At 37.4% G+C, this 23,752-nt stretch carries 22 protein-coding genes and 1 pseudogene; 10 read left to right on the top strand and 13 right to left on the bottom strand.

All coding sequences use genetic code 11. The annotated features are described in order from the left end of the window. Positions 1-108: 108 nt before the first annotated feature. The 3 genes and pseudogenes from A1D25_RS11210 to argF form a co-directional block, all read right to left on the bottom strand. A pseudogene (locus A1D25_RS11210) lies at positions 109-288 on the bottom strand (ACT domain-containing protein); the annotation flags it as partial. A gap of 195 nt (positions 289-483) precedes the next feature. Continuing rightward, positions 484-1,368, bottom strand: a complete 885-nt coding sequence (locus A1D25_RS07145; RefSeq protein WP_157395006.1) for a transferrin-binding protein-like solute binding protein — start codon at positions 1,366-1,368, stop codon at positions 484-486. A 31-nt stretch (positions 1,369-1,399) separates the two neighbouring features. After that, complete coding sequence (argF, locus tag A1D25_RS07140; protein WP_157395005.1) at positions 1,400-2,416, bottom strand: ornithine carbamoyltransferase; 1,017 nt, start codon at positions 2,414-2,416, stop codon at positions 1,400-1,402. A gap of 183 nt (positions 2,417-2,599) precedes the next feature. On the opposite strand from argF, the gene rhlB reads away from it, so the two are divergent. Both rhlB and A1D25_RS07130 read left to right on the top strand, forming a co-directional pair. Next, entirely contained in the window at positions 2,600-3,823 is a 1,224-nt protein-coding gene (gene rhlB, locus A1D25_RS07135) for an ATP-dependent RNA helicase RhlB (protein WP_157395004.1), read from the top strand. Then, positions 3,823-5,310, top strand: coding sequence for a helicase HerA-like C-terminal domain-containing protein (locus A1D25_RS07130; RefSeq protein ID WP_205420592.1), 1,488 nt, complete (start codon positions 3,823-3,825; stop codon positions 5,308-5,310). Before rhlB ends, A1D25_RS07130 begins: the two co-directional genes overlap by 1 nt. A gap of 52 nt (positions 5,311-5,362) precedes the next feature. On the opposite strand, the gene pepP is transcribed toward A1D25_RS07130, so the two are convergent. Further along, positions 5,363-6,682 (bottom strand): Xaa-Pro aminopeptidase, encoded by a 1,320-nt coding sequence (gene pepP, locus A1D25_RS07125; protein WP_157395003.1) that lies wholly within the window; start codon positions 6,680-6,682, stop codon positions 5,363-5,365. A gap of 74 nt (positions 6,683-6,756) precedes the next feature. Between pepP and mazG the strand changes: the two genes are divergently transcribed. From mazG to cpxA, 3 genes are all read left to right on the top strand, one after another. Further along, positions 6,757-7,539 carry a nucleoside triphosphate pyrophosphohydrolase gene (mazG, locus tag A1D25_RS07120; protein ID WP_157395002.1) on the top strand — a complete coding sequence of 261 codons (783 nt, stop codon included), beginning with the start codon at positions 6,757-6,759 and terminating at the stop codon, positions 7,537-7,539. Between the two features lie 99 nt (positions 7,540-7,638). Continuing rightward, entirely contained in the window at positions 7,639-8,358 is a 720-nt protein-coding gene (locus tag A1D25_RS07115) for a response regulator (protein ID WP_157395001.1), read from the top strand. A gap of 50 nt (positions 8,359-8,408) precedes the next feature. After that, entirely contained in the window at positions 8,409-9,797 is a 1,389-nt protein-coding gene (gene cpxA, locus A1D25_RS07110) for an envelope stress sensor histidine kinase CpxA (protein WP_157395000.1), read from the top strand. Positions 9,798-9,971: 174 nt separating this feature from the next. Here the strand turns inward: cpxA and gyrB are convergent, their stop codons facing one another. Then, entirely contained in the window at positions 9,972-12,404 is a 2,433-nt protein-coding gene (gene gyrB, locus A1D25_RS07105; RefSeq protein WP_157394999.1) for a DNA topoisomerase (ATP-hydrolyzing) subunit B, read from the bottom strand. 188 nt (positions 12,405-12,592) lie between these two features. Continuing rightward, a complete protein-coding gene (fdhE, locus tag A1D25_RS07100) occupies positions 12,593-13,513 on the bottom strand; it encodes a formate dehydrogenase accessory protein FdhE (protein ID WP_157394998.1) in 921 nt (306 codons plus the stop codon). Between the two features lie 195 nt (positions 13,514-13,708). Between fdhE and A1D25_RS07095 the strand changes: the two genes are divergently transcribed. From A1D25_RS07095 to fbpC, 3 genes are all read left to right on the top strand, one after another. Continuing rightward, on the top strand, positions 13,709-14,743 hold the full coding sequence (locus A1D25_RS07095) for an ABC transporter substrate-binding protein (RefSeq protein ID WP_157394997.1): 1,035 nt from the start codon (positions 13,709-13,711) through the stop codon (positions 14,741-14,743). A gap of 97 nt (positions 14,744-14,840) precedes the next feature. After that, positions 14,841-16,874 (top strand): ABC transporter permease, encoded by a 2,034-nt coding sequence (locus tag A1D25_RS07090; RefSeq protein ID WP_157394996.1) that lies wholly within the window; start codon positions 14,841-14,843, stop codon positions 16,872-16,874. Between the two features lie 10 nt (positions 16,875-16,884). Next, positions 16,885-17,937, top strand: coding sequence for a ferric ABC transporter ATP-binding protein (gene fbpC / locus A1D25_RS07085; RefSeq protein WP_157394995.1), 1,053 nt, complete (start codon positions 16,885-16,887; stop codon positions 17,935-17,937). A 75-nt stretch (positions 17,938-18,012) separates the two neighbouring features. Here fbpC and smrB read toward each other — a convergent pair whose 3' ends face one another. Next, positions 18,013-18,540, bottom strand: coding sequence for an endonuclease SmrB (gene smrB / locus A1D25_RS07080; protein ID WP_420825110.1), 528 nt, complete (start codon positions 18,538-18,540; stop codon positions 18,013-18,015). Positions 18,541-18,629: 89 nt separating this feature from the next. On the opposite strand from smrB, the gene prmB reads away from it, so the two are divergent. Further along, entirely contained in the window at positions 18,630-19,580 is a 951-nt protein-coding gene (gene prmB, locus A1D25_RS07075; RefSeq protein ID WP_157394994.1) for a 50S ribosomal protein L3 N(5)-glutamine methyltransferase, read from the top strand. A gap of 44 nt (positions 19,581-19,624) precedes the next feature. Here prmB and A1D25_RS07070 read toward each other — a convergent pair whose 3' ends face one another. The 6 genes from A1D25_RS07070 to A1D25_RS07045 all read right to left on the bottom strand — a co-directional run bounded on the left by A1D25_RS07070 (position 19,625) and on the right by A1D25_RS07045 (position 23,181). After that, positions 19,625-20,374, bottom strand: a complete 750-nt coding sequence (locus tag A1D25_RS07070; RefSeq protein WP_157394993.1) for an SDR family oxidoreductase — start codon at positions 20,372-20,374, stop codon at positions 19,625-19,627. Between the two features lie 98 nt (positions 20,375-20,472). Then, positions 20,473-20,928 (bottom strand): YcgN family cysteine cluster protein, encoded by a 456-nt coding sequence (locus A1D25_RS07065; RefSeq protein WP_157394992.1) that lies wholly within the window; start codon positions 20,926-20,928, stop codon positions 20,473-20,475. A 7-nt stretch (positions 20,929-20,935) separates the two neighbouring features. Continuing rightward, the gene (rdgB, locus tag A1D25_RS07060; protein ID WP_157394991.1) at positions 20,936-21,538 is read right to left on the bottom strand and encodes an RdgB/HAM1 family non-canonical purine NTP pyrophosphatase; all 603 of its coding nucleotides are present in this window, start codon (positions 21,536-21,538) and stop codon (positions 20,936-20,938) included. Positions 21,539-21,592: 54 nt separating this feature from the next. Continuing rightward, complete coding sequence (locus A1D25_RS07055; RefSeq protein WP_157395013.1) at positions 21,593-21,862, bottom strand: HigA family addiction module antitoxin; 270 nt, start codon at positions 21,860-21,862, stop codon at positions 21,593-21,595. A gap of 16 nt (positions 21,863-21,878) precedes the next feature. Further along, positions 21,879-22,157 (bottom strand): type II toxin-antitoxin system RelE/ParE family toxin, encoded by a 279-nt coding sequence (locus A1D25_RS07050; RefSeq protein ID WP_157394990.1) that lies wholly within the window; start codon positions 22,155-22,157, stop codon positions 21,879-21,881. Between the two features lie 85 nt (positions 22,158-22,242). Beyond that, positions 22,243-23,181 (bottom strand): Kdo(2)-lipid IV(A) acyltransferase, encoded by a 939-nt coding sequence (locus tag A1D25_RS07045; RefSeq protein ID WP_157394989.1) that lies wholly within the window; start codon positions 23,179-23,181, stop codon positions 22,243-22,245. 198 nt (positions 23,182-23,379) lie between these two features. Here A1D25_RS07045 and hpf point away from each other — a divergent pair, with 198 nt between their 5' ends. Next, positions 23,380-23,706 carry a ribosome hibernation-promoting factor, HPF/YfiA family gene (hpf, locus tag A1D25_RS07040; RefSeq protein WP_157394988.1) on the top strand — a complete coding sequence of 109 codons (327 nt, stop codon included), beginning with the start codon at positions 23,380-23,382 and terminating at the stop codon, positions 23,704-23,706. The last annotated feature ends 46 nt before the right edge of the window (positions 23,707-23,752 follow it).

Raw genomic sequence — 23,752 nt, 5'->3', positions numbered from 1 at the left:
AACAGGGTTAGGCAAAGCACCTAATACTGCTTGTAACTCTAAATTTTTACGTTCTTGGGGTAAATGATGAATATGCTGAACCTGTGTTATTCCTGAAATTTTGGCAATTTCTTTGAGTAATTTAGGCTGTACATTTTCATCTACAACTTCGGTGCGTAAATATACCACCCCTTTATCCGCAAATTTTTGTAGCTCAATACCTTCTAAATTTATCTGATTTTTTACTAATAAACTTAAAATATCTTGGGCTACGCCTACTCTCTCTACACAGGTTATCGCTAATCTCATTGTTTATCCTTTTTGCAAATTTTAAGCCAAATCTTACCGCTTATAGGTGCCTATGATAACGCCAAATTAACAATTTGGAAATTTTTGTTTACAAGAAATTTAATGAACGATTTGCAAATTATAAAAAAATAGTAGCAATTATTTCAAAATAATTAACCACTATTTAATCAACTATAGAAAAATTTTAGAAACTACTTATTTATCCTGTTTCTCTTGCTTTTTAGCACCAAAAGTTCCACTAAACTTATCTCGTTTATAGTAAATTCCGCCTAGTTCACTCGCTTGCGGTCCATAGAATTGACCTTCAACATAAACACCATCAAATCCGCCCCAATGTTTAAATTTATCGCCATTAATTTCTGCAGTTAATGGTAAGACATTATTTTGTTGATCAAGAAGTGAAATAGCTCCTAGCAATTCTTTTTTTCCAAAGTCTGCGATAAATTCTGCAGGATATTCAGCCAATCGTAATATCTTATTTGCATCGTTATTATCCACATAAACCATAGTTGCCTGACCTTTATAATTATAAGCACCCATAGTTGGAACCTCTGTTGCTTTTTCACCTTGTGCAAAAATGTATACATCATTGCTGGTTACAGGTTGAAAAACACCGTGACGAGTATAGGTTAATTGCTGATTGCTACTTATCAAACCTTGTTTATTAAAACCGACACTATACCAGCCTTTTTCATTCGGTTCTGAACCTAATTCAATCAAAGGAATCTTCTTACCCCATACAGATAAATAATTCAAATCATTACCTTTTAAACTCCAAGAAAAATCGCCAGAATCTCCTCGTTTTGCATCTAAACGATAACCTTCAATTTTTTTATCCTCTACTTTAGGTTCAGACTTTTCTGTACCACTATCATTTGGTTTAGTTTCTGGATTTTGATGATTATTCTCAGGAGCTTTATTAGTATTCTCTGGAATATTGTTAAGCGCTTTACCTGTAGAATTTGTAGAAGATGTTGATGAAGTTGAACTATTTCCATTTCCACCACCAGATCCGCCACCACAAGCAGTTAATACAAAAACAGATAATAAACTCATTGCTGAAATATTTGATAATTTCATAGGTAATCTCCTTATATAATTAAATCTAACACTAAATGTTGCCTAATGTCGCCACCATCACAGCTTTGATAGTATGCATACGATTCTCCGCCTCGTCAAATACGATTGAAGCCTCGGATTCAAAAACTTCATCGGTTACTTCTAAGCCATTCATTCCATATTTTTGAGCAATTTCTTTCCCAACTGTTGTTTGATCATCGTGGAACGCTGGTAGGCAATGTAAGAACTTAACATCGGGATTACCTGTTTTTAACATCAATTCACTATTTACTTGATAAGGTTTCATTAGATTGATACGAGCTTCCCACGCTGATTCTGGCTCGCCCATTGACACCCACACATCGGTATAAACGAAATCGACATCTTTAACCCCTTCTGCCACGTCTTCCGTACAAGTGATTTTTGCCCCTGTTTTTGAGGCCATTTCTGCGACTTCATCAAGTAACGTTTGTTCTGGGAAGAATTGTTTTGGAGCGACTAAACGAAGATCAACTCCCATCAATGCAGCCCCTTCTACAAACGAGTTTCCCATATTGTTGCGAGCATCGCCTAAATAAGCGAGTTTAATCTGATTTAGCGGTTTGGTTGAATGCTCTTGCATTGTTAAAAAGTCTGCTAAAATTTGAGTTGGGTGAAACTCATCGGTTAAACCGTTCCACACAGGTACACCTGAATAATCCGCTAATGTTTGTACTAATTCCTGCCCATAACCACGATATTGAATACCATCATACATTCGACCTAATACACGAGCCGTATCTTTCATTGATTCTTTATGCCCAATTTGTGATCCACTTGGCCCGATATAACTCACGTTTGCTCCCTGATCAAACGCCCCGACTTCAAAAGCACAACGAGTACGAGTTGAGCTTTTTTCAAAAATTAACGCAATATTTTTGCCTTTTAATGTCTGTATTTCTGTTCCTGATTTTTTATCTGCTTTCAGTTTTGCGGCAAGTTCAAGTAAATAGCGAATTTCGTCTGGTGTAAAATCCATTAAACGTAAAAAATGACGATTTTTCAGATTTGGTTGTGTATTTGCAGTCATAAAAACTCCTGATTATTGAAATTGTGAGAGAAATTATTAAAGATTCTACTAAAATTAACGCATTTATGGTATCTTCTCAGAAATTTTTTATCCTTAAAATAGGTGTTTTTAAGCGGTGAGTTTAGTGAAAATTTTTGCAAAATTCTCTATCCATCTACCCGCTTATCACAACGGGAGAATATGATGTCTAAACATCTCACAGAAACACGCTTTATTGATTTCCCTATTCACGATCGCGTGCTCGCAGCACTTGATGATAAAGGCTTTGAATTTTGTACGCCAATTCAAGCCAAAACCTTACCTTATACATTAGCAGGGCAAGATATTGCAGGACAAGCACAAACAGGGACAGGAAAAACTCTTGCATTTCTTGTGGCGACATTTCATCACTTGCTTTCTCAATATATTCCAACAAAACCGAATCAACCACGAGCATTGATTTTAGCTCCTACACGCGAATTAGCGGTTCAAATTGCATCAGATGCAGAAATTCTTGTCAGCCATACTGAATTTAAACTTGCTCTTGCTTATGGTGGCGATGGTTACGATAAACAAATTCAAGCAATTGAAAAAGGTGTTGATATTTTAGTTGGTACGACTGGGCGTGTTATTGATTATGTCAAGCAAGGTATTATCGATCTGAATTATGTACAAGTTGTGGTGCTAGATGAAGCAGATCGTATGTTTGATCTTGGGTTTATCAAAGATATTCGCTATCTAATGCGAAAATGCCCGTCCCCTGAAAATCGCCTGACAATGCTCTTTTCTGCGACATTATCTCATCGTGTAAGAGAATTAGCCTTTGAAGATATGCACAATGCTGAATATGTAGAAATTGAGCCACTTCAACGCACAGGTCATCGCATTAAAGAAGAACTATTTTACCCTTCTAATGAAGATAAAATGGCTCTCTTACTGACATTGATGGAAGAAGAATGGCCAGAACGTTGTATCGTGTTTGCCAATACTAAACATAAATGTGAAGAAATTTGGAGCTACTTAAATGCAGATGGGCATCGTGTTGGCTTATTGACAGGTGATATTCCACAGAAAAAACGCCTTGCACTGCTTGATAGTTTTACCCAAGGCGATTTAGATATTTTAGTCGCAACAGATGTGGCTGCAAGAGGCTTACATATTTCTGATGTTACCCACGTATTCAATTATGATTTACCTGATGATCGTGAAGATTATGTACATCGTATCGGGCGTACTGGTCGTGCTGGGGAAAGTGGTTCTTCAATTAGTTTTGCTTGCGAACGCTATGCGATGAATTTACCTGCGATTGAAGAATATATCGGACATCGTATTCCTGTTAGCCAATACGATAAAGAAGCTTTACTCGCATTGCCAAAACCTACTAGAGAAAAAACTAAATCACATTCAACTTATCGTAAAGGAAAATAATGAATTACCCAATCGCTCAATCTAAAGAAGGCAAAGAGTTATCGCTCGTTGCCAAAATGGCAAACCGCCACGGCTTAATTGCAGGAGCAACAGGAACAGGTAAAACCGTTACCTTACGCAAATTAGCAGAATCTTTCAGTAATGCAGGCGTTCCTGTCTTTCTTGTTGATGTAAAAGGCGATCTCTCAGGTTTAGTACAAGCGGGCAGTTTCCAAGGAAAAATTGCAGAACGTATTGAACAATTCCAACTCGGTGGTGAAAATTACTTAAACGGTTTCCCTGTTTCTTTTTGGGATGTTTTTGGTCAGAGCGGTATTCCACTACGTACCACTATTTCAGAAATGGGGCCTATGTTACTAGCACGTTTACTTAACCTAAACGATACCCAAGAAGGTTTGTTAAACTTAGTATTCCGAGTTGCCGATGACAAAGGATTACTATTGATTGATCTCAAAGATCTTCGTGCAATGCTAAAATTTGTGGCGGAAAACGCTAAAGTATTCCAAGTTGAATATGGTAATGTTTCTGCTGCAAGTGTTGGAGCAATTCAAAGAGCATTACTCACACTGGAAAATGAAGGTGCAAGTAATCTATTTGGTGAACCTGCTCTAGATTTGAATGACTGGATGCAAACGCGTGACGGACGTGGTGTTATTAACGTACTCAATTCCGAAAAACTCATCAATTCACCAAGAATGTATGGTGCATTCTTACTGTGGTTTATGGCAGAGCTCTTTGAACAACTGCCTGAAGTTGGCGATCCTGATAAACCTAAATTTGTATTATTCTTTGACGAAGCACATTTAATGTTTGATGGAGCACCGAAAGTGTTAGTCGATAAAATTGAACAAGTTGTGCGTTTAATCCGTTCTAAAGGTGTTGGTGTCTATTTTGTGACGCAAAACCCATTAGATTTGCCAGAATCCGTATTAGGACAACTCGGTAATCGTGTTCAGCACGCATTGCGTGCCTTTACACCGAAAGATCAAAAAGCGGTCAAATCTGCTGCTGAAACTTTCCGAGCAAATCCATCAGTTAATGTGGTGGAAGCCATTACCCAACTCGGTGTTGGAGAAGCATTAGTTTCTGTTTTAGATGAAAAAGGTATGCCAACACCTGTGGAAATTGCTTATATTTACCCACCACAAAGCCAACTTAAACCAATATCAGAACAAGAGCGTCTATCTCTAGTTAAACAAGATGATCTCTACCTTCATTATAGCCAATTTGTTGATAACGAATCTGCTTTTGAGTTATTAAACCAACAAGTTCAAGCTCAACAGCAAGCAGAACAACAAGCTAAGGAAGAAGAAAATAGTTTCTTAAATGGCATCTTAGGTAGTATTTTTGGTACGAAAAAGAAAAGCGAACAATCTATTGCAGAACAAGTTGTTGGCAGCGTTGCTCAATCTGTTGGACGTAATCTTCGTAATCAAGTTACGAAACAAATTATGCGTGGGATTTTAGGCGCTATTACTAAGAAATAATCTTTGTAGCGGTGTAATGGATAAATTCATTACACCGACTATTATATCAATGCTAATTTGTTGCCATCAGTAATTCAATCTCATCAATCTCTTTTGGCACGCCACTTGTGAGATTTTTATTGCCATATTCGGTAATAAGCAGATTATCTTCAATACGAATACCAATGCCTTTATACTGTTCTGGTACATCCGCACTTTTAGGGATATATAACCCAGGCTCAAGGGTCAATACCATTCCAATTTCGAGAGGGCGATCTCGTTCATTACCGTAATCGCCAACATCGTGAACATCTAACCCGAGCCAATGTCCTAAACCGTGCATATAATAGGCTTTATAGGCTTTTTCTTCGATTAGCTTATCAACATCGCCTTTCAATATACCTAAACGAACCATTCCTTCTGTCATTATGCGAACAGCTTTCTCATTAGCCTGATAAATAGAACCTTGTGGCACAAGCAATTTTGCAGCTTCTTTCATTGCTTCTAAGACAATTTCATACACTTCACGTTGAGCTTGGCTAAACTTTCCGTTAATAGGAAAAGTGCGGGTAATATCACCAGCATACATTGCAAATTCTGCACCCGAATCAATGAGCAATAAATCACCATCTTGAAGTACTTGATCATTTTCATTGTAGTGCAGAATACAAGCATTATCCCCGCCAGCAACAATTTGATTATAAGAAGCAAAACGTGCTCCAAAACGTGAAAACTCATATTGAATTTCACCCTCTATTTCCATTTCATAGCGATTTGGACGAGTTTGTTTCATTGCTCGAACGTGAGCAAGAGCAGAAATATGGCAAGCCTGTTGCAATAAAGCCAACTCATTTTCTGATTTAAACAGACGCATTTCAGATAGCATTGGTTGCCAATCAATTAAGGTGGTTGGGTATTTTTGGCGTTTGGCTTTGATAGCATCTAAACTAGCAAATACAAGACCATCTCCCCACTCTTGAACACCACGAGCATAATAACAAGCGGTTAGATCTGCCATTTTTTTTGCAAGTATGTCTTGAATTTCTTCAATATCGTGGGCTTGATTAACTTCTAGCGTAGCAGGGGCTAACTCAATGCCTAAGCGGCGACCGTTCCAAGTTTCCATTAGTGGATCTTTTTTACGTAGAAAAATGGTGCTTTCACACTGCCCTGCTTTTTTCACTAACAATAACGCCGATTTAGGTTCAATAAAGCCTGTGAGATACCAAAAATAGCTATCTGGACGGAATAAATAATCGCAATCGCTATTGCGGCGTTTTTCGGTTTCGGTAAAGACAATCAATGCAGAATTATCTTGCATTTGTTCAAACACTCGTTGACGACGTTGTGTAAATTCTGCTTGTGGCATTTTTTGAAGATAAGCTAAATCCATAGTGAATCCTTAGGCATTATGTTTTAAAATGTAAAGATTGTAACATAAAAGTATAATTATTTTGGGAGAATAAAATGGTAAGCATTGAACAATTTTTAGAGGTTGTTGAAAAACTACGAGATCCACAAACAGGCTGCCCTTGGGATATTAAGCAAACTTTTGATTCAATGGTTCCTTGTTTACTTGAAGAAACCTACGAAGTTGCAGAAGCAATACACACTAAAGATCGTACCGCTTTACGTGAAGAATTAGGCGATTTATTACTCCAAGTGGTATTTTTTAGTCAATTAGCAAAGGAAGAAGGCACTTTTACCTTTCAAGATGTACTAAGCGACATTCACGAAAAATTGATATATCGCCACCCACACGTTTTTGGGGATAAATCAGCTAACAATAGTGAAGAAGCCTTACAAAATTGGGAAGCCCAGAAAGCTAAAGAAAAAGCAGCTAAACAGCAACAATCTATTTTAGATGACTTGCCTTTTGCTTTACCTGCTTTAACTCGTGCCACTAAATTGCAAAAACGTTGTGCGAAAGTGGGTTTTGATTGGGATAATCCACAAGATGTCTTGGCAAAAGTAGAAGAAGAATTAGAAGAAGTGCGTGAGGAATTAAATGCTAACTCAATTCAACCAGATAAATTATCGGAGGAATTAGGGGACTTACTCTTTGCTAGTGTAAATCTTTGTCGCCACCATAAAATTGATGCCGAAACTTGCTTGCGTAATGCAAATGTAAAGTTTGAAAATCGTTTTAAACTGGTTGAAAGAAACGTGAAAGAACAAGGGAAAAGCCTTGAAGAATGCTCTCTTGCTGAGTTAGATTTAATCTGGCATCACATAAAAACAATGGAATAAATTGACAAATTTAGTTAAAGTAGTAACTTTAATGGCTAAAATGTCAAGAAATGCTAAAATAGCGTAATGAATTGTTATAATTGAAATGGGAAATCGTCTATGCCTAAAATTTTACTTGTTGATGATGATATTGAATTAACCGAGCTTTTAGCTGAATTATTATCATTGGAAGGATTTGACATTCTGGTTGTGCATAATGGTCAAGAAGCTCTAAAAGAACTTGAAATACAGCATTATGATTTGGTTCTACTTGATGTAATGATGCCTGTACTTAATGGTATTGAGACCTTAAAGCAAGTTCGTCAAAAATATGATTTACCCGTACTAATGCTCAGTGCAAGAGATGATGATATTGACAGAGTATTGGGTTTAGAATTAGGTGCTGATGATTATTTACCAAAACCTTTTAATGATCGCGAACTTATTGCTCGTATTAAAGCTATTTTACGTAGAACTAAAGTAATAAAAGAAAATAATGTTGTTGACATTATTGATGATGAGGAAAACGATCGCAAATTATTAAATTTTGGAGGCGTTGAATTACATCCAGGTCGTCAGCAAGCAATCTTTGAAGGTAAAGACTTAGACTTAACAGGTACTGAATTTGCATTATTACAAATTTTAATGCGTCATCCAGGGCAAATTCTTTCTCGTGAATTACTGAGTATTGAGATTCTAGGTAAACGCTTGACTCCTTACGATAGAGCGATTGATATGCACATTTCTAATTTGCGTAAGAAGTTACCTGAACGTAATGACAATTTACCTTGGTTTAAGACCCTACGAGGTAGAGGCTATTTGCTTGTAACTGACAAATAATTGATTATCCCCCTGTACGGGGGATTTTTTTACTTATTTAGGAATTAGATATGGCTTACTTATGGAATAAATTTAAAACACTACGTAATTATTTAGCGTTTCAAATCTTTGCCTATTTTGCTTTAATGATCGTATTAGTTTTAAGCGTTGCTTTAGCCTTGCCTAAATTTGATGCTCGTATTTTTAATACGATAAAAGAACGAGAACTACGATTTTTTTATCAAGAAAGCCAAAATACTCAATTAGAGTATAATTTAGATGAAATTGTTGATAGAAACCTTAAAACAGTTACCTCAAATGGGTTTGATATAATTCTTTTTGAGCAAGAAACTAATACGATTGTTGGTGTAAATAAAAAATACCTAAACACATTAAGAGCCTTTATCTTTAAAGCTAATAACCCTCTTGAGCCATTACAACGCCGTTTTGGAACAATTGAGATTTATGGTCCATTTCTAGTTAGTTCTGAAGATAAAAAATATTATCAATACTTCATTGATCAAGTCGATCCACAAACAGAAGTGATCAATGCTATTTTTGATTCCCCTATTCTAATTTTACTTATTCTGTTTGCTATTTTTACCCCTTTATTGATTGGACTTTCATTGCGAATAGCGAGGCCAGTAAAAGCACTAAGGATGTCAGCCGATGCTGTTGCAATAGGAAATTTAATGATAGATCCCAAACTGGAAACTGAAGGAATTATTGAATTACGACAAGTAGGAAAAAGTTTCAATAGAATGATTCTATCCCTGCAAAAATTGACTAGCTATCAACAACGACTACTTTCTGATATTTCTCACGAGTTAAAAACACCTTTAACGCGTATGCAATTAGCAGTTTCACTCATTCGCCGCCGTAATGGTGAATCTAATGAACTTACTCGTATCGAAAATGAAATACAGAAATTAGATACAATGATTCACGATTTACTATCACTTTCTCGCCAACAAGTTGATTTACATCTCCGCAGGGAAATTTTCACAATTAATAAAATTTGGGAAGATATTTTTGCTGATGCTAAATTTGAATTAGAGCAACATAATCTTGATTTTTTGGTTAGTGTAAGGGTTCCACATCCTGAACGATTCCATATCAATGGAAATATTGCAACCTTATCTAGTGCAGTTGAAAATGTCGTTCGTAATGCTAAAAAATATGCAACAAACTGCATCAAAGTAATTATTTATATCGAAAAAAATGATTTGGTGATTATCATTGATGATGATGGTACAGGTGTACCTGAGCATCAATATGAAGAAATTTTTCGCCCATTCTATCGAGTAGAAGAAGACAGAGCCAGACAAACTGGGGGAACTGGATTAGGTCTAGCTATTGTATACAACGCTATTCAGCAACATAAAGGTTCTGTTAATGCTGAAAAAAGCCCTCTAGGCGGATTGCGAATTAAAATTCAACTGCCATTATGGATTGAATGATTCATAACATATTTTAGATATCAAAAATGGGTGTAATGGGTAAATCAGCAACTATTTTGTCCATTACACCAATAAAAAAACCTAGCATTGGGCTAGGTTTATAAAATTTTTCATTATTTACACATAAATTTCGATTTCATTGAATATTCATATGAATCAATTAAAGTTTCTTTGTTAAATATCCAAATTCGCATAAAGTGCGTTACTTTCGATGAAATCACGACGTGGCTCAACTTCATCGCCCATTAGGGTGGTAAATAGTTTATCGGCAGCAATCGCATCAGTAATAGTAACTTGTAACATTTTACGCACTACTGGATCCATTGTTGTTTCCCATAACTGTTCTGGGTTCATCTCTCCTAATCCTTTATAACGTTGAATCGTTAAACCTTTACGAGATTCTTTTACCAACCAATCAATTGCTTCAGCGAAACTGCTGATCGCTTGTTTACGCTCACCACGCATTACATACGCTGTTGGCTCTAACAAGCCGATAAGCTGTTCACCCAGTTTGGTAATACGCCCATATTCATTGCTTGTAATGAAGTTAAAATCAAAACGATATGTTGTATCAATACCGTGTGTCGTTACAATAATTTGCGGTTCATAAATATGACGTTCTTGGTTAAAGAATACTTCTGCTTGATAGCTACTTCCGCCAGTTTCTTTCGACACTAATTTTTCAACTAAACGATTATTCCAAGCGGTGACTTCTGCCTCATTTTTTACCAACTCTTTTGATAACGCAGGTTGATAAATTAGCTCATTTAAAATGGCATTTGGATAACGGCGAACCAAGCGTTCAAAAAGTTTTTGTACGCCATTATATTCTGAAATCAGATTTTCTAACGCTAAACCACTCAATGCAGGTGCAGTATCGCTCACATATAACGCTGCACCATCTAATGAAATTGCAAGCTCGTATTGCATCATCTCATCATTATCTTGAATATATTTTTCTTGCTTACCTTTTTTCACTTTATACAGCGGTGGCTGAGCAATATAAATATAACCACGTTCAATCAATTCTGGCATTTGGCGGTAGAAGAACGTTAATAATAATGTACGAATATGTGCACCATCGACATCTGCATCGGTCATAATAATGATTTTATGATAACGTAGCTTTTCAATATTATATTCATCACGTCCAATTCCTGCCCCAAGTGCTGTAATTAAGGTCGCGACTTCTTGAGAAGAGAGCATTTTGTCAAAACGTGCTTTTTCTACGTTTAAGATTTTCCCTTTCAACGGTAAAATCGCTTGATTTTTTCGATCACGCCCTTGTTTTGCTGAACCGCCCGCAGAATCCCCCTCCACTAAGTATAGCTCAGACAATGCAGGATCTTTCTCTTGGCAATCCGCTAATTTACCTGGTAATCCACCTAAATCTAATGCACCTTTACGACGAGTCATTTCTCGTGCTTTACGAGCTGCTTCTCTTGCTCTTGCTGCATCAATAATTTTAGTCACAATATTTTGTGCATCATTCGGGTTTTCTAAGAGATATTCCTGTAATGCTTCATTCATTGAGCTTTCAACGGCAGGGCGAACTTCTGATGAAACTAGTTTATCTTTTGTTTGTGATGAAAATTTAGGATCAGGCACTTTAACCGAAATCACCGCAACCAACCCTTCACGAGCATCATCGCCTGATGCATCTATATTTGCATCTGCTTTTTTCAATTTACCGCTAGAATCCATATAGTTTTTCAATGCTCGAGTTAATGCACCACGAAATCCAGCTAAATGCGTACCGCCATCACGTTGTGGAATGTTATTCGTAAAGCAATAGACATTTTCATTAAAACTATCATTCCATTGCATTGAGATTTCAACACCAATACCATCTTTTTCCGTAGAAAGATAAAATGGTGTTGGGTGAATAGGCGTTTTTCCTTCGTTTAAGTACTCAACATAGGCTTTAATACCGCCATCGTAATGAAAATGCTCAAATTTATCATCTCGTTCATCAATCAACTTAATTGATACACCTGAGTTTAAAAATGAGAGCTCACGCAAACGCTTAGATAAGATAGCGTACTCAAAATCTGTTTTATTTTTGAAAATATCATAGCTTGGCCAAAAACGAACCGTTGTACCTGTTTTTTCGGTTTCCCCAATAATAGATAACGGAGCATCGGGTTCGCCCAAGCTATAAAATTGCTCGTGAACGTGTCCTTCACGACGAATCGTTAATTGTAATTTTGAAGAAAGGGCATTTACAACAGATACCCCAACACCGTGTAAACCACCCGATACTTTATAAGAGTTATCATCAAATTTACCACCTGCGTGTAATACAGTCATAATCACTTCTGCCGCAGATACGCCTTCTTCTGGGTGGATACCAACGGGGATACCACGCCCATCATCTTGAACAGAAACAGAATTATCTGAATGAATCGTAACGATAATATCTTGGCAATGCCCTGCTAATGCTTCATCAATCGCATTATCCACGACCTCAAACACCATATGGTGTAAACCTGTACCATCATCGGTATCTCCAATATACATCCCTGGACGTTTACGCACCGCATCAAGCCCACGCAACACTTTAATACTGGAAGAATCATAGCTATTTGATTGATTTTGTTCAGACATTTTCATTCCCATTCATCTAAAAACTGGCTCGGCAAAATACCGAAAATTAGGCGAGATTATAGCAGAAAAATAGGGAGTTGGGGAAAATGATTAGTAGGGAATGATTTTAAAGATTAAATTGCAAAATAAGGTGAGTTACGCTCAATTTGTAAAAAATTATCGCAAACTCACCGCTTATTTAGTGAATGTTATTCAACCTGAAACAAAAATGGGTTGATCCCACTTCTTGCTAAACCTTTTTGTTCCATCTCAGCATCTAAAAAGAGTGTTGCGAGATCATCAGCAACAGGCTCTGTATGTGGGTCTTTCTCTTGATACATTGCTTTGAGATAACTTTCACAATCACCACAGCTTTCAGCTTTTACTGCAGCTTCTTGGCTATCTAAACTCCAGTATTCTAATTTTCCTGTTTGCTCACAGTTACTACATTTAATTCTCACCATATTCCATTCACTCTCACATAAAGAGCAATGTAAATAGCGTAGCCCCTGCGTATCACCAAAATGGATAACACTGGCTACGGGTGCAGAATCACATACAGGGCAAGTGTGTCGTGCTTCACCGTATTCTGTTTGTACATTGCGTGGTAGCTGTTGTGCTAATTGCACCCAATAGAGCGACAATGCAGCCCACAAAAACACCGCTTTATCAGCCCCAACTTCTTCATAACGTTCATTAAGAAGATGATCAGCCAAGCTATCTAATTCTGAAATAGAGGCTTTTTCTAGCCATTCTAATGTAGCTTGAATAGTGCCTTCTGTTTGTGGCTTTAAAATTTCAATCAAAGCAAGCAAAATATGTTGCCACTCTATCGAACGCTTAAAAAACTTCGCATTTAACGGTTTTTGTCCTTGATTTTGAGCCAAAGAAGCGGTCAGTTCTTGTGAAACATTGGCAATTGGCAAATTCTCAAGTAAAGATAATTGAGCATCAATAATGTTTGCCACAAATAATAAATAATCGCCAAAAGGGTTATCTTCCGCCAGCTGACGTAATCTTTTTGCTCGGCGTTGATATAAGTTTTTAGGATTTGCAAAAAGTAACGCTGGGCTATGAAAAGAACTAGCGGCTTGCTTAATTTCTGTGTCAGGAAGAATTCGGATACTCATAACGGTTCTCTTTAAATAAAATTGCTCGCTATTCTACCCAAAAGCCAACGAGCAATAAAGCGATTAGATTAGCAAATCTTTTTGCATATCTTACCGCTTGTCTATTATTTTTCGTAAATGTGAAATATCTCACAGTTTATTTTCAATAAGTTAGGTATAGTGAAAATAACTTTTTTCAATCAAAAGGATTATCGAATGAAATTAAAAACCCTAACACTGACTTTATCCGCACTTTTATTCGGTGCAACACTCTCTTCAACAGCAAATGCAGCGGGTCGCTTAGTTGTTTATTGTAGTGCGACAAATTTAATGTGTGAACAAGAAACCCAAGCCTTTGCTAAAAAACACGATGTTAAAGTATCTTTTATTCGCAACGGTTCTGGCAGTACGCTAGCAAAAGTAGAAGCAGAAAAAAATAATCCACAAGCCGATGTATGGTATGGCGGAACATTCGATCCGCAATCTCAAGCAGGGGAAATGGGGCTACTTCAACCTTATCAATCGCCTAATTTAGAACAGATTATTGAAAAATTTAGAGATCCAGCCAAAGTAAAAGGTAATTATACGTCAGCAATTTATATGGGCATTCTCGGATTTGGAGTAAATACCGACCGTATTAAAAAACTCGGTTTAGAAAAAGCACCGAGTTCTTGGGAAGATCTGCTTGATCCCCGTTTAGCCGGAGAAATCCAAATTGCTGACCCACAAAGCTCTGGCACAGCCTATACAGCGATTGCCACTTTTGTACAACTGTGGGGCGAAGAAAAAGCCTTTGATTATTTCAAAAAATTACATAAAAACATTTCTCAGTATACCAAATCGGGCATTACGCCATCTCGCAATACGGCAAGAGGTGAAACTGCTATCGGTATTGGATTCTTACACGACTACTCGGTAGAGAAGAAAAATGGTGCTCCATTAGAGCTTATCGTACCAAACGAAGGCACTGGCTATGAATTAGGTGGTGTGAGCATCTTAAAAGGTGCAAGAAACGTGGATAACGCCAAACTATTTGTTGATTGGGCATTATCAAAAGAAGCTCAAGAGCTTTCTTGGCAAAAAGGGGAAGCATTCCAAGTGCTAACTAACACCACCGCAGAAGCCTCGCCTTATTCACTTAATCCGAAAGAATTGAAATTGATTGACTATGATTTCGAAAAATACGGTTCTTCCGATGAGCGTAAACGCTTAATTGAGAAATGGGTTAATGAAGTAAAATTAGCCAAATAATTTCTTTTCTCTTTTCTTTTTAAGCCTTCCCTTGTATAAGGGAAGGTATCTTCTAAATAGAAAGCCTGTTGTACAAAAATGATTTTTGTGAGGTGTTATGCAACATTTTTTTACTCGACCGATCTTTTGGGTCATTCTTTCGCTGATAGGCTTTATTTGCCTACCGTCTAAAGCACTAGATTACGGTCTATTCGATTCCACTCAAGATGAAATTCTGGCTGCAATGGGCTGGGCAAATCTCAATCTCACTTGGGCTTGGTTTTTACCTTTATTGACATTTTTAGTGCCATTTAAACAAAGCGTTCAACGCAGTAAAATTGAATTACTCCTTTTGGGATCACTTTTTATTTTTATCTTTGTATCCGCCATTATCGCTAAAATTAGCTTAGGATATTCCACCTTATTTTTGATTGTTGCGATCTTGGCACTGAGTACAAACGCACTTGCCAACTTAAAAATAATGCAAGGTGATCGCTTTATTATTGCCACCCTGCTTAGCATTATTTTGTTGATCTTTTTCTTTATCGTTTATCCAACCATTGCAATTTTTATTTCAATGTTCTATGACGGTGATGAATTTATCCCAAGCCAAGTACTGACGATTTTACAACAGCCTTATGTGTTACGAGTCGTTACAAACTCGCTAAGTGTGGCTGCAACTGTTGGAGTTCTTTCTACACTTTTTGGTTTGGCTTTTGCACTTTATACTACTCGCATTGCCAAACGCACCGCTTTTATCGGTAAAATCTTTTCGATCTTACCGATTGTAACACCGCCATTTGTTGTTGGATTAGGCGTTACATTGATGCTTGGGCGTTCAGGTTATGTCACTGAATTTCTGGTGGATTATTTAGGCTTTAGCAACAACTGGCTATATGGCTTTACGGGGATTGTGATTGCTCATACGCTCGCTTTAACGCCAATGTCATTTATGATTTTAGAAGGTGCATTAAAGTCTATTCATCCGTCTGTAGAAGAAGCGGCTTATACATTACGTTCTAATCGTTACCAAGCCTTTGCACATATTATTTTCCCACTTTTAAAACCTGCATTAGCTAACTCTTTTTTAGTGGTTGTGATTCAATCTCTTGCAGATTTCAGTACGCCATTAGTCCTAGGCGGTAGTTTTGATGTTATTGCGACACAAATTTATTTCTATATTGCAGGTTCGCAACTTGACTACGCTTCCGCCAGTACCTTAGGTACTATCTTATTAGTATTTTCATTAGCCATTTTTGTTATTCAATACTTATGGATTGGCAACCGTTCTTACGTTACCGTATCGGGTAAATCCTATCGTGGCGATGTTCAAGAACTCCCAAGCGGTATGAAAGGGGTGATTATTTGCAGTTTAGCATTTTGGGTACTCTTTAATGTTGTGCTATACGGTAGTATTTTTTACGGTAGTTTTACAGTGAATTGGGGTGTAGATTACACCCTTACACTTAACAACTATATCAATCTATTTGGACAAGGATTTAGCGATGGTGCTTGGCCTTCTCTCATTCAAACGGTTATATTTGCTGCAAGTGCCGCCCCAATTACTGCATTATTCGGTTTATTGATTGCTTATATTACCGTTCGCCGAGAATTTAAAGGTAAGAAAACCCTTGAGTTTTTAACGCTACTCTGCTTTGCCGTCCCTGGCACTGTGGCTGGGGTCTCTTATATTCTCGCCTTTAATGATGCCCCAATTTACTTAACTGGCACTGGAATGATCATCGTACTTTCAATGGTAATGCGTAATATGCCAGTGGGAATGCGGGCTGCGATTGCAGGATTAGGGCAGCTAGATAAATCTCTAGATGAAGCCTCACTCTCTCTCAAAGCTGGCTCATTTAAAACCATCTTCTTTATTGTATTACCGCTACTCAAACCAGCATTACTTTCTGCATTAGTCACCAGTTTTGTGAGAGCAATGACAACGGTGAGTGCGATCGTTTTCCTTGTTACTGCGGATACTCGAGTTGCAACCTCTTATATTTTAAATCGTGTAGAAGATGGTGAATATGGAGTAGCGATTGCTTATGGTTCGATCTTAATTGTGGTAATGATGGCAATTATTTTCTTATTTGACTGGATTGTTGGCGATACTCGCATTGCTCGTTCAAAAGCGAAAAAAATGAATTAAGGATAGAAAAATGGAACAACAAAACGATTTTTTAGTACTCAAAAATGTCACCAAATCTTTTGGTAAAGCAACGGTAATCAATAACCTTAACCTCACGATTAAAAAAGGCACAATGGTTACATTGCTTGGGCCTTCTGGCTGTGGCAAAACCACCGTTCTACGTTTGGTTGCAGGTTTAGAAAACCCAACATCAGGGCAAATTTTTATTGATGGCGAAGATGTTACCCACAACTCGATTCAACAACGTGATATCTGTATTGTATTCCAATCTTATGCACTCTTTCCGCATATGTCGATTGGTGATAATGTCGGCTATGGTTTAAAAATGCAAGGCGTACCAAAAGAAGAACGCCAACAGCGAGTTAAAGAAGCCTTAGAATTGGTTGATTTAGCAGGTTTTGAAGATCGCTATGTCGATCAAATCTCTGGTGGGCAACAGCAACGTGTTGCTCTGGCTCGTGCGTTAATCCTCAAGCCTAAAGTGCTACTTTTTGATGAACCATTAAGTAATCTTGATGCTAATTTACGCCGTTCTATGCGTGAAAAAATTCGAGAATTGCAACAACGCCTAAACATTACATCACTTTATGTTACTCACGATCAGACAGAAGCCTTTGCTGTTTCAGATGAAGTTATCGTAATGGATAAAGGGGTTATTAAACAGAAAGATTCGGCAAAAATGCTTTACTTACAACCCAATTCACTCTTTTTGGCAAATTTTATGGGAGAATCGACTATTCTAGAAGGTAAACGACAAGACGATGCCATTCATATTGGCAATTTTAGTTTTACTTTACAAAATGCTGAACGCTTTAATGTCGCAAATGGGGATTGTTTAGTTGGAATTCGTCCTGAAGCTATTCAGCTACTTTCCTATGGTGATGAGAACCAACGCTGTGAAATCAAACACTCTATTTATATGGGATCTTATTGGGAAATCATTGCACAATGGCAAGGGAAAGAGATTTTAATCAATCTCAACCCTGAACACTATCAAGAGCAACAGAGCGAACATTATATTCATCTAAATAATAAGGGAATTTTCCTGTTGAATAAGGAATAAAATAATAAGCGGTGAGTTATCCCTAAAAATTTGCAATATTTTATAGATAACTCACCGCTTGTTAATGCAATTAACCTATCGCATTGTTAAATCACGATCTGTTTGTTCAATCAAAATTAAAATCGCTGCATCACCGCCCCACTCTCTTGGTGCTTGATGTAACGCAATCACTTTGGGGTGTTGTACTAACCAACGTGGGATTTGATATTTTAAGGCTCTTGTGCCATAGCCTGTCATAATACTTGCACAGTAAACACGTTCTTTCTCACAAGCTAAAATTAAACTGGCTAATTCTTTTTTCGCTTGCTCCCGAGTTAGTCCGTGTAGGTCTAAAAAAAGCTCGGGTGAGAAATCTCCACGACGAAGTTGTTTTAAAATATAAGGGTCAATATCTTCACGACGATAACGTACTTTTTCATTCTCTTCCGTTAAAAGTGGTTCATATTCATCTGAAAAATAAAATAATGTATCCGCTTGCTCTTTTAACTCTCTTATTTCACTCACTTTTTTGCGTGGTTGAACAGTTGGCACAAAAGTATCTTGTTTTATCTTCTTTGTACCTTTTATCGCTTCTCTAAACAGAGATAAATCATCTTCTTGCATTATTCTTCCTCTTAAAATTGCTCTCGCCATTCTAACATAAACGGAAATATGGTATAACACTGCAAATTTTAGATAAATAGGTAAGTTTTATGTTTGAACCACATTATAACCTCGATTTATTAGCCGAGATCGACTCTTCCCCAGTAGAAAATGACCTTGAAACCATTGTAGATATGATGCGTTGGGCGTACAGTTATTTTAACGCGTCCGATCTCTATTACGGGCACGGACACGATAATGCGTGGGACGAGGCAAATCAATTAGTCCTGAGTGCATTAGCCTTGCCAATTGATGTACCCGAAACTTTATACGCCTCTCGCTTAACCTATGTAGAAAAAAATCGTATTGTTGAAATGGTAAAAGCCCGCTTAGGTTTACGCAAACCTGTTGCCTATTTAACCAATTCTGCTTGGTTCTCAGGGTTAGAATTTTATGTTGATGAGCGTGTAATTATTCCTCGTTCGCCGATTGCTGAGCTGATCCAACAAGGGCTAACAGGCATTTTACGCACACAACCACAACGCATTTTAGATTTATGTACAGGAAGTGGTTGCATTGCAATTGCTTGTGCAGAACGTTTCCCTAATGCAGAAATTGATGCAGTCGATCTCTCAGTAGATGCACTAAACGTAGCAGAAATTAACATTGAACGTCATCAAGTTGCCCATAAAGTGTTCCCACTACAATCAGATCTCTTTACTGAATTACCACGCAATCACTATGATTTAATTGTAACAAATCCGCCTTATGTTGATGAGGAAGATCTTGCCGATATGCCTGAAGAATTCCATCACGAACCTGAAATGGCATTAGGTTCTGGAAAAGATGGTTTGGATATCACTCGCCGTATTCTTGCTCAAGCCGCAGATTACCTTTCTCACGATGGTGTGCTGGTTTGTGAAGTCGGCAATAGTATGGTTCATTTAATTGAACAATTCCCAAGCGTGCCATTTAACTGGTTAGAATTTAAAAATGGTGGGCTAGGGGTGTTTAGTTTGACCAGAGATCAATTGCTTGCTCATAGACATCTATTCGCATAACAGATACAGCGTAGGATATATCTCTTCCTACGCTTTGCTATTTTCTATCCTCGATGCACCGCTAATGGTGAAAAAGTTTGTGCTGTTGGCATTACTTCAATACGATTGATATTAACGTGTGGCGGTTGTTGGTTTAGCCATAACACGATATTCGCAATATCTTCAGGGGAAACATACTGCACGTTTTCATAAAGTTTAGCTGCTTTTTCATCATCACCTTTAAAGCGTACATTAGAAAATTCTGTTCCACCACATAGCCCTGGTTCAACATTACTTACTCTAATTGCAGTTCCTGCTAAATCGGCACGCAAATTAAGGCTGAACTGTTTGACAAAAGCTTTTGTTCCACCATATACATTACCACCTGGATAAGGATAATTACCTGCTATCGATCCTAAATTGATAATATGCCCACTATTACGAGCCACCATTTCAGGTAAAATTAAGCGAGTTACACTGACTAATCCTTTGATATTTGTATCGATCATTTGGTACCAATCGCTCAACTCTGCTTGGTGAGCAGGTTCAAGCCCTAATGCTAAGCCTGCATTATTAACGAGCAAATCCACATTTTTCCATTCATCTGGACGGTTATTTAATGCTTGTTCGGTCTGCTGAAGGTCGCTTACATCAAACGCTAAAGGTAAAAAATGCTCCCCAAGCTCTGCCTGTAATGCAGATAAACGTTCTGCTCGTCTGCCTGTACCAATAACTTTATAACCAGCTGAAATCAATGTTTTGCAAATAGCTGAGCCAAATCCAGCTGTTGCCCCTGTAACTAATGCGATTTTCATTTTTTTCTCCTTCTAGTGATGTGATATTTTTATATTAGATAAGGTTGCATTGACAGTAAAATGAAAAAGTTTCACACAGCGATGAAATTTATTAAAAATCAATGCTCATCAATCACAAATTCAAACCAATCAATCACATCTTTCTCGTGAATACCATTTTTGATTAAAACATTCGCTCGGCTTACAGAATTTGGATCGTTTGAAATAAGCGGATGCCAATCAAATAAAGGCTTACCTTCATAAAGTAAACGATAAGCACAAGTTTGGGGCAACCAACCAAACTGGGGAAGATTTTTTTTGGTAAGTTTAGTGCAGTCTTGTTCAAGGGTAAAACGTTCAGGATAATTGTTGCACTTCCCTGTTTCTACGTTTAATAAATTACAAGCAACTGAAGTGTAATATAATCGCTCTCGCTTGCCCCTTCCTTGAATATACTTGCGGTAGCAACACTTGCCACAGCCGTCACACAATGCTTCCCACTCCGCATCATTCATTTCCATCAAGGATTTTTTCTGCCAGAAAAGCGGTTCGATTTGTGAATTTTTTTGCAACATTAACAAATCATACCTTCTGATTAAGTTGTTGCTGCAATGATTTTAATGCGATTGCTCGGTGAGAAATCTGTTTTTTCTCGTCAGTTTCTAATTCTGCAAAAGTACAATTTTTCGGTGGGTAATAAAATAAAGGATCATAACCAAAGCCATTTGTGCCTTTTTCTTCACGCAAAATTTGTCCAAAACATTCGCCAAGTGCAATTTTAGGCGTTGGATCGGTTTCGTGTTGTAAAAAAACAATGCAACTCACAAATTTTGCACCACGTTTTTCATCGGTGATACTCGCCATTTCAGTGAGTAATTTTTGGCGATTTGCCACATCATCGCTATCAACGCCAGCATAACGAGCAGAATATAACCCTGGTTTGCCCCCAAGAGCATCAACAGCTAATCCTGAATCATCAGCAATGGCTGGTAAACCTGTTAGTTTTGCTGCATAACGTGCTTTAATAAGTGCATTTTCTACAAAGGTTAGCCCTGTTTCTTCTGGGCTTTCTATTCCAAATTCACTTTGAGCAACAACTTCAAAGCCAAATTGCCCCAATACATCTGCCATCTCTTTAACCTTGCCTTGATTGCTTGTAGCAAGGACGATTTTTGTTTTGTTCATTTGTTATCCTTATTTTACAAATTACTCTGTAGATGTTACCGCTTATCAACGTGATTAGCTAAATAATGGTTCAATACCAAAACGGGGGCGTTGCTCCCATTGCCAAGTATCATAATTAGCTTGCATATTTAACCAAAATTGAGGTGTCGTATTTGGTAATAACTCATACAAACGCATAGCCATTTCTGGCGTAATAGCAGCTTTTGCATTTAATATGCGAGAAAGAGCAACACGAGTAACCCCTAGTTTAGCTGCAATTTCAGTAACACTATATCCATCAATATACTCTCTTAACACCTTACCTGGGTGAGCTGGATTATACATTTTCATATGAAACTCCTTAATGATAGTCTTGGTAATCCACGATCTCAGCACGACCATTTTCAAATTTAAACGTTAATCGCCAATTAGCATTTACTTTTACAGACCAATGCCCTTCTAAGTTCCCTTGTAATTGGTGCAAATTCCAACTAGGCACAGCCATTGATTGCACATTTTCGGCAGCATCCAATGCTGTCAGTAATATATTCAATTTTGTTGAATGTTTAGCCTGAATTCCTGCTGTTGAACCAGTTAAGAAAAATTGCTCTAACCCTTTATGCTTAAATGAAACAATCATACTATCCTCTTTGTATAGTTAAACTATACATCAATATCATTAGACCTGTAAACATATACTATACAAAATAATTTGTGATATATAACTAATAATACAAACTTGGATCGCTCTCATTTGGGCGAGTTTTAAAACGGCGATGAAGCCACATATACTGGCTCTGTGCTTTTAAAATTTCTTTTTCGACTAATTGATTCATTTTCGTTGCGGTATCAATATCATTTTCACATTGGCTAAAATCAACTGCAGGGCTAATTTTTACCGTATAACCTGAAAAATCAGCATTCCTCATTGGTGTAAATGGCACAACTACGCTATTTGGAGCTGAACGCAACAACATTCGAGAACCTGCAGTTGTACAAGTTTCTTGAACGGCAAAGAAAGGGACAAAAACACTATTTTTACGACCGTAATCGTGATCTGGCGCATACCAAATTGTTTCTCCCGCTTTTAAGGCTTTTATCATTCCGCGTAGATCTTTACGGTCTAACATCGCTTTATTTGAACGCACTCTGCCACGAAATTGAATCCAATCTAATAATGGATTGTCATTCGGACGATAAACGCCAATACCTTGATGGTGTAGCCCTACAATCCTAGCCCCTAATTCAAGGGTCAGAAAATGCACACCAACCAATAAAATCCCAGCCTCTGCTGGCTGATTGTTAAGATGCTCTAATCCTTCAATCTTTGACCATTTCAAAATTCGCTTATCCGACCAAAACCAAGCCATTCCTGTTTCAATAATCGCCATTCCGATTGAATCTTGATTCTCTCGTAAAATATGTTCAATTTCAGATTCAGAATAATGCGGAAAGCAGAGTGCTAGGTTTCGTTTGGCAATCGCCATTCTACGCTGACCAAATTTAAGTTTGACAAAAAGTTTGCCTAGCGATTTCCCTAATATCACCAAACAAGAATAAGGTAAACATAAGATAAGTCGGAATATGCCTAACGCGAGCCACAGTCCCCAATACTTAGGCTTTAAAAATTCGGATTGGAATGGAGGTAAGTTTTTTTCTGTCATTCTTTGTTCTCAATAGAGTAAATCATTTTACTTTCTTCAAGTTAGGCTGAATTATAGTCGAAAAGCCTCAAAAAGTGTTAAGTAGATCAAATTTTTGCATTTTTGTTGGGTTTACCAGTTGAAATTTCAGTAGGAAAGGCATAATTTGAATACATCATCAATGACCAATGATGGTCAAAACCAAAAGAGGAAAATGCTATGACAATCAATATTTCAAGCAAACAAATGGAAGTTACCCCTGCAATCCGTAGTCACATTGAGGAGCGTTTAGCAAAATTAAACAAATGGCAAACTCAGCTTATCAATCCACATTTTATTATTCATAAACTGCCGAATGGCTATGAGGTTGAAGCCTCTATTGGTACACCTGTTGGTGATCTTTTTGCAAAATCACAAGATGCAGATCTATACAAAGCGATCAACGAAGTTGAAACTAAATTAGAAACACAATTAAATAAACAGAAACATAAAGGCGAAGCTCGCCGAGCGGATGAAAGTCTGAAAAAGCTCAATGAAGCAAATTGATAATAAAAACGGCACAGATATTGTGCCGTCAGACTGATGACAAACC

Origin of the sequence: Ursidibacter arcticus, assembly GCF_009761375.1 — a bacterium.
In the GTDB taxonomy this organism is placed as follows: domain Bacteria; phylum Pseudomonadota; class Gammaproteobacteria; order Enterobacterales; family Pasteurellaceae; genus Ursidibacter; species Ursidibacter arcticus.
Note: the sequence above shows the minus strand (reverse complement) of the source record. Positions and strands in the feature narration are given on the sequence as shown.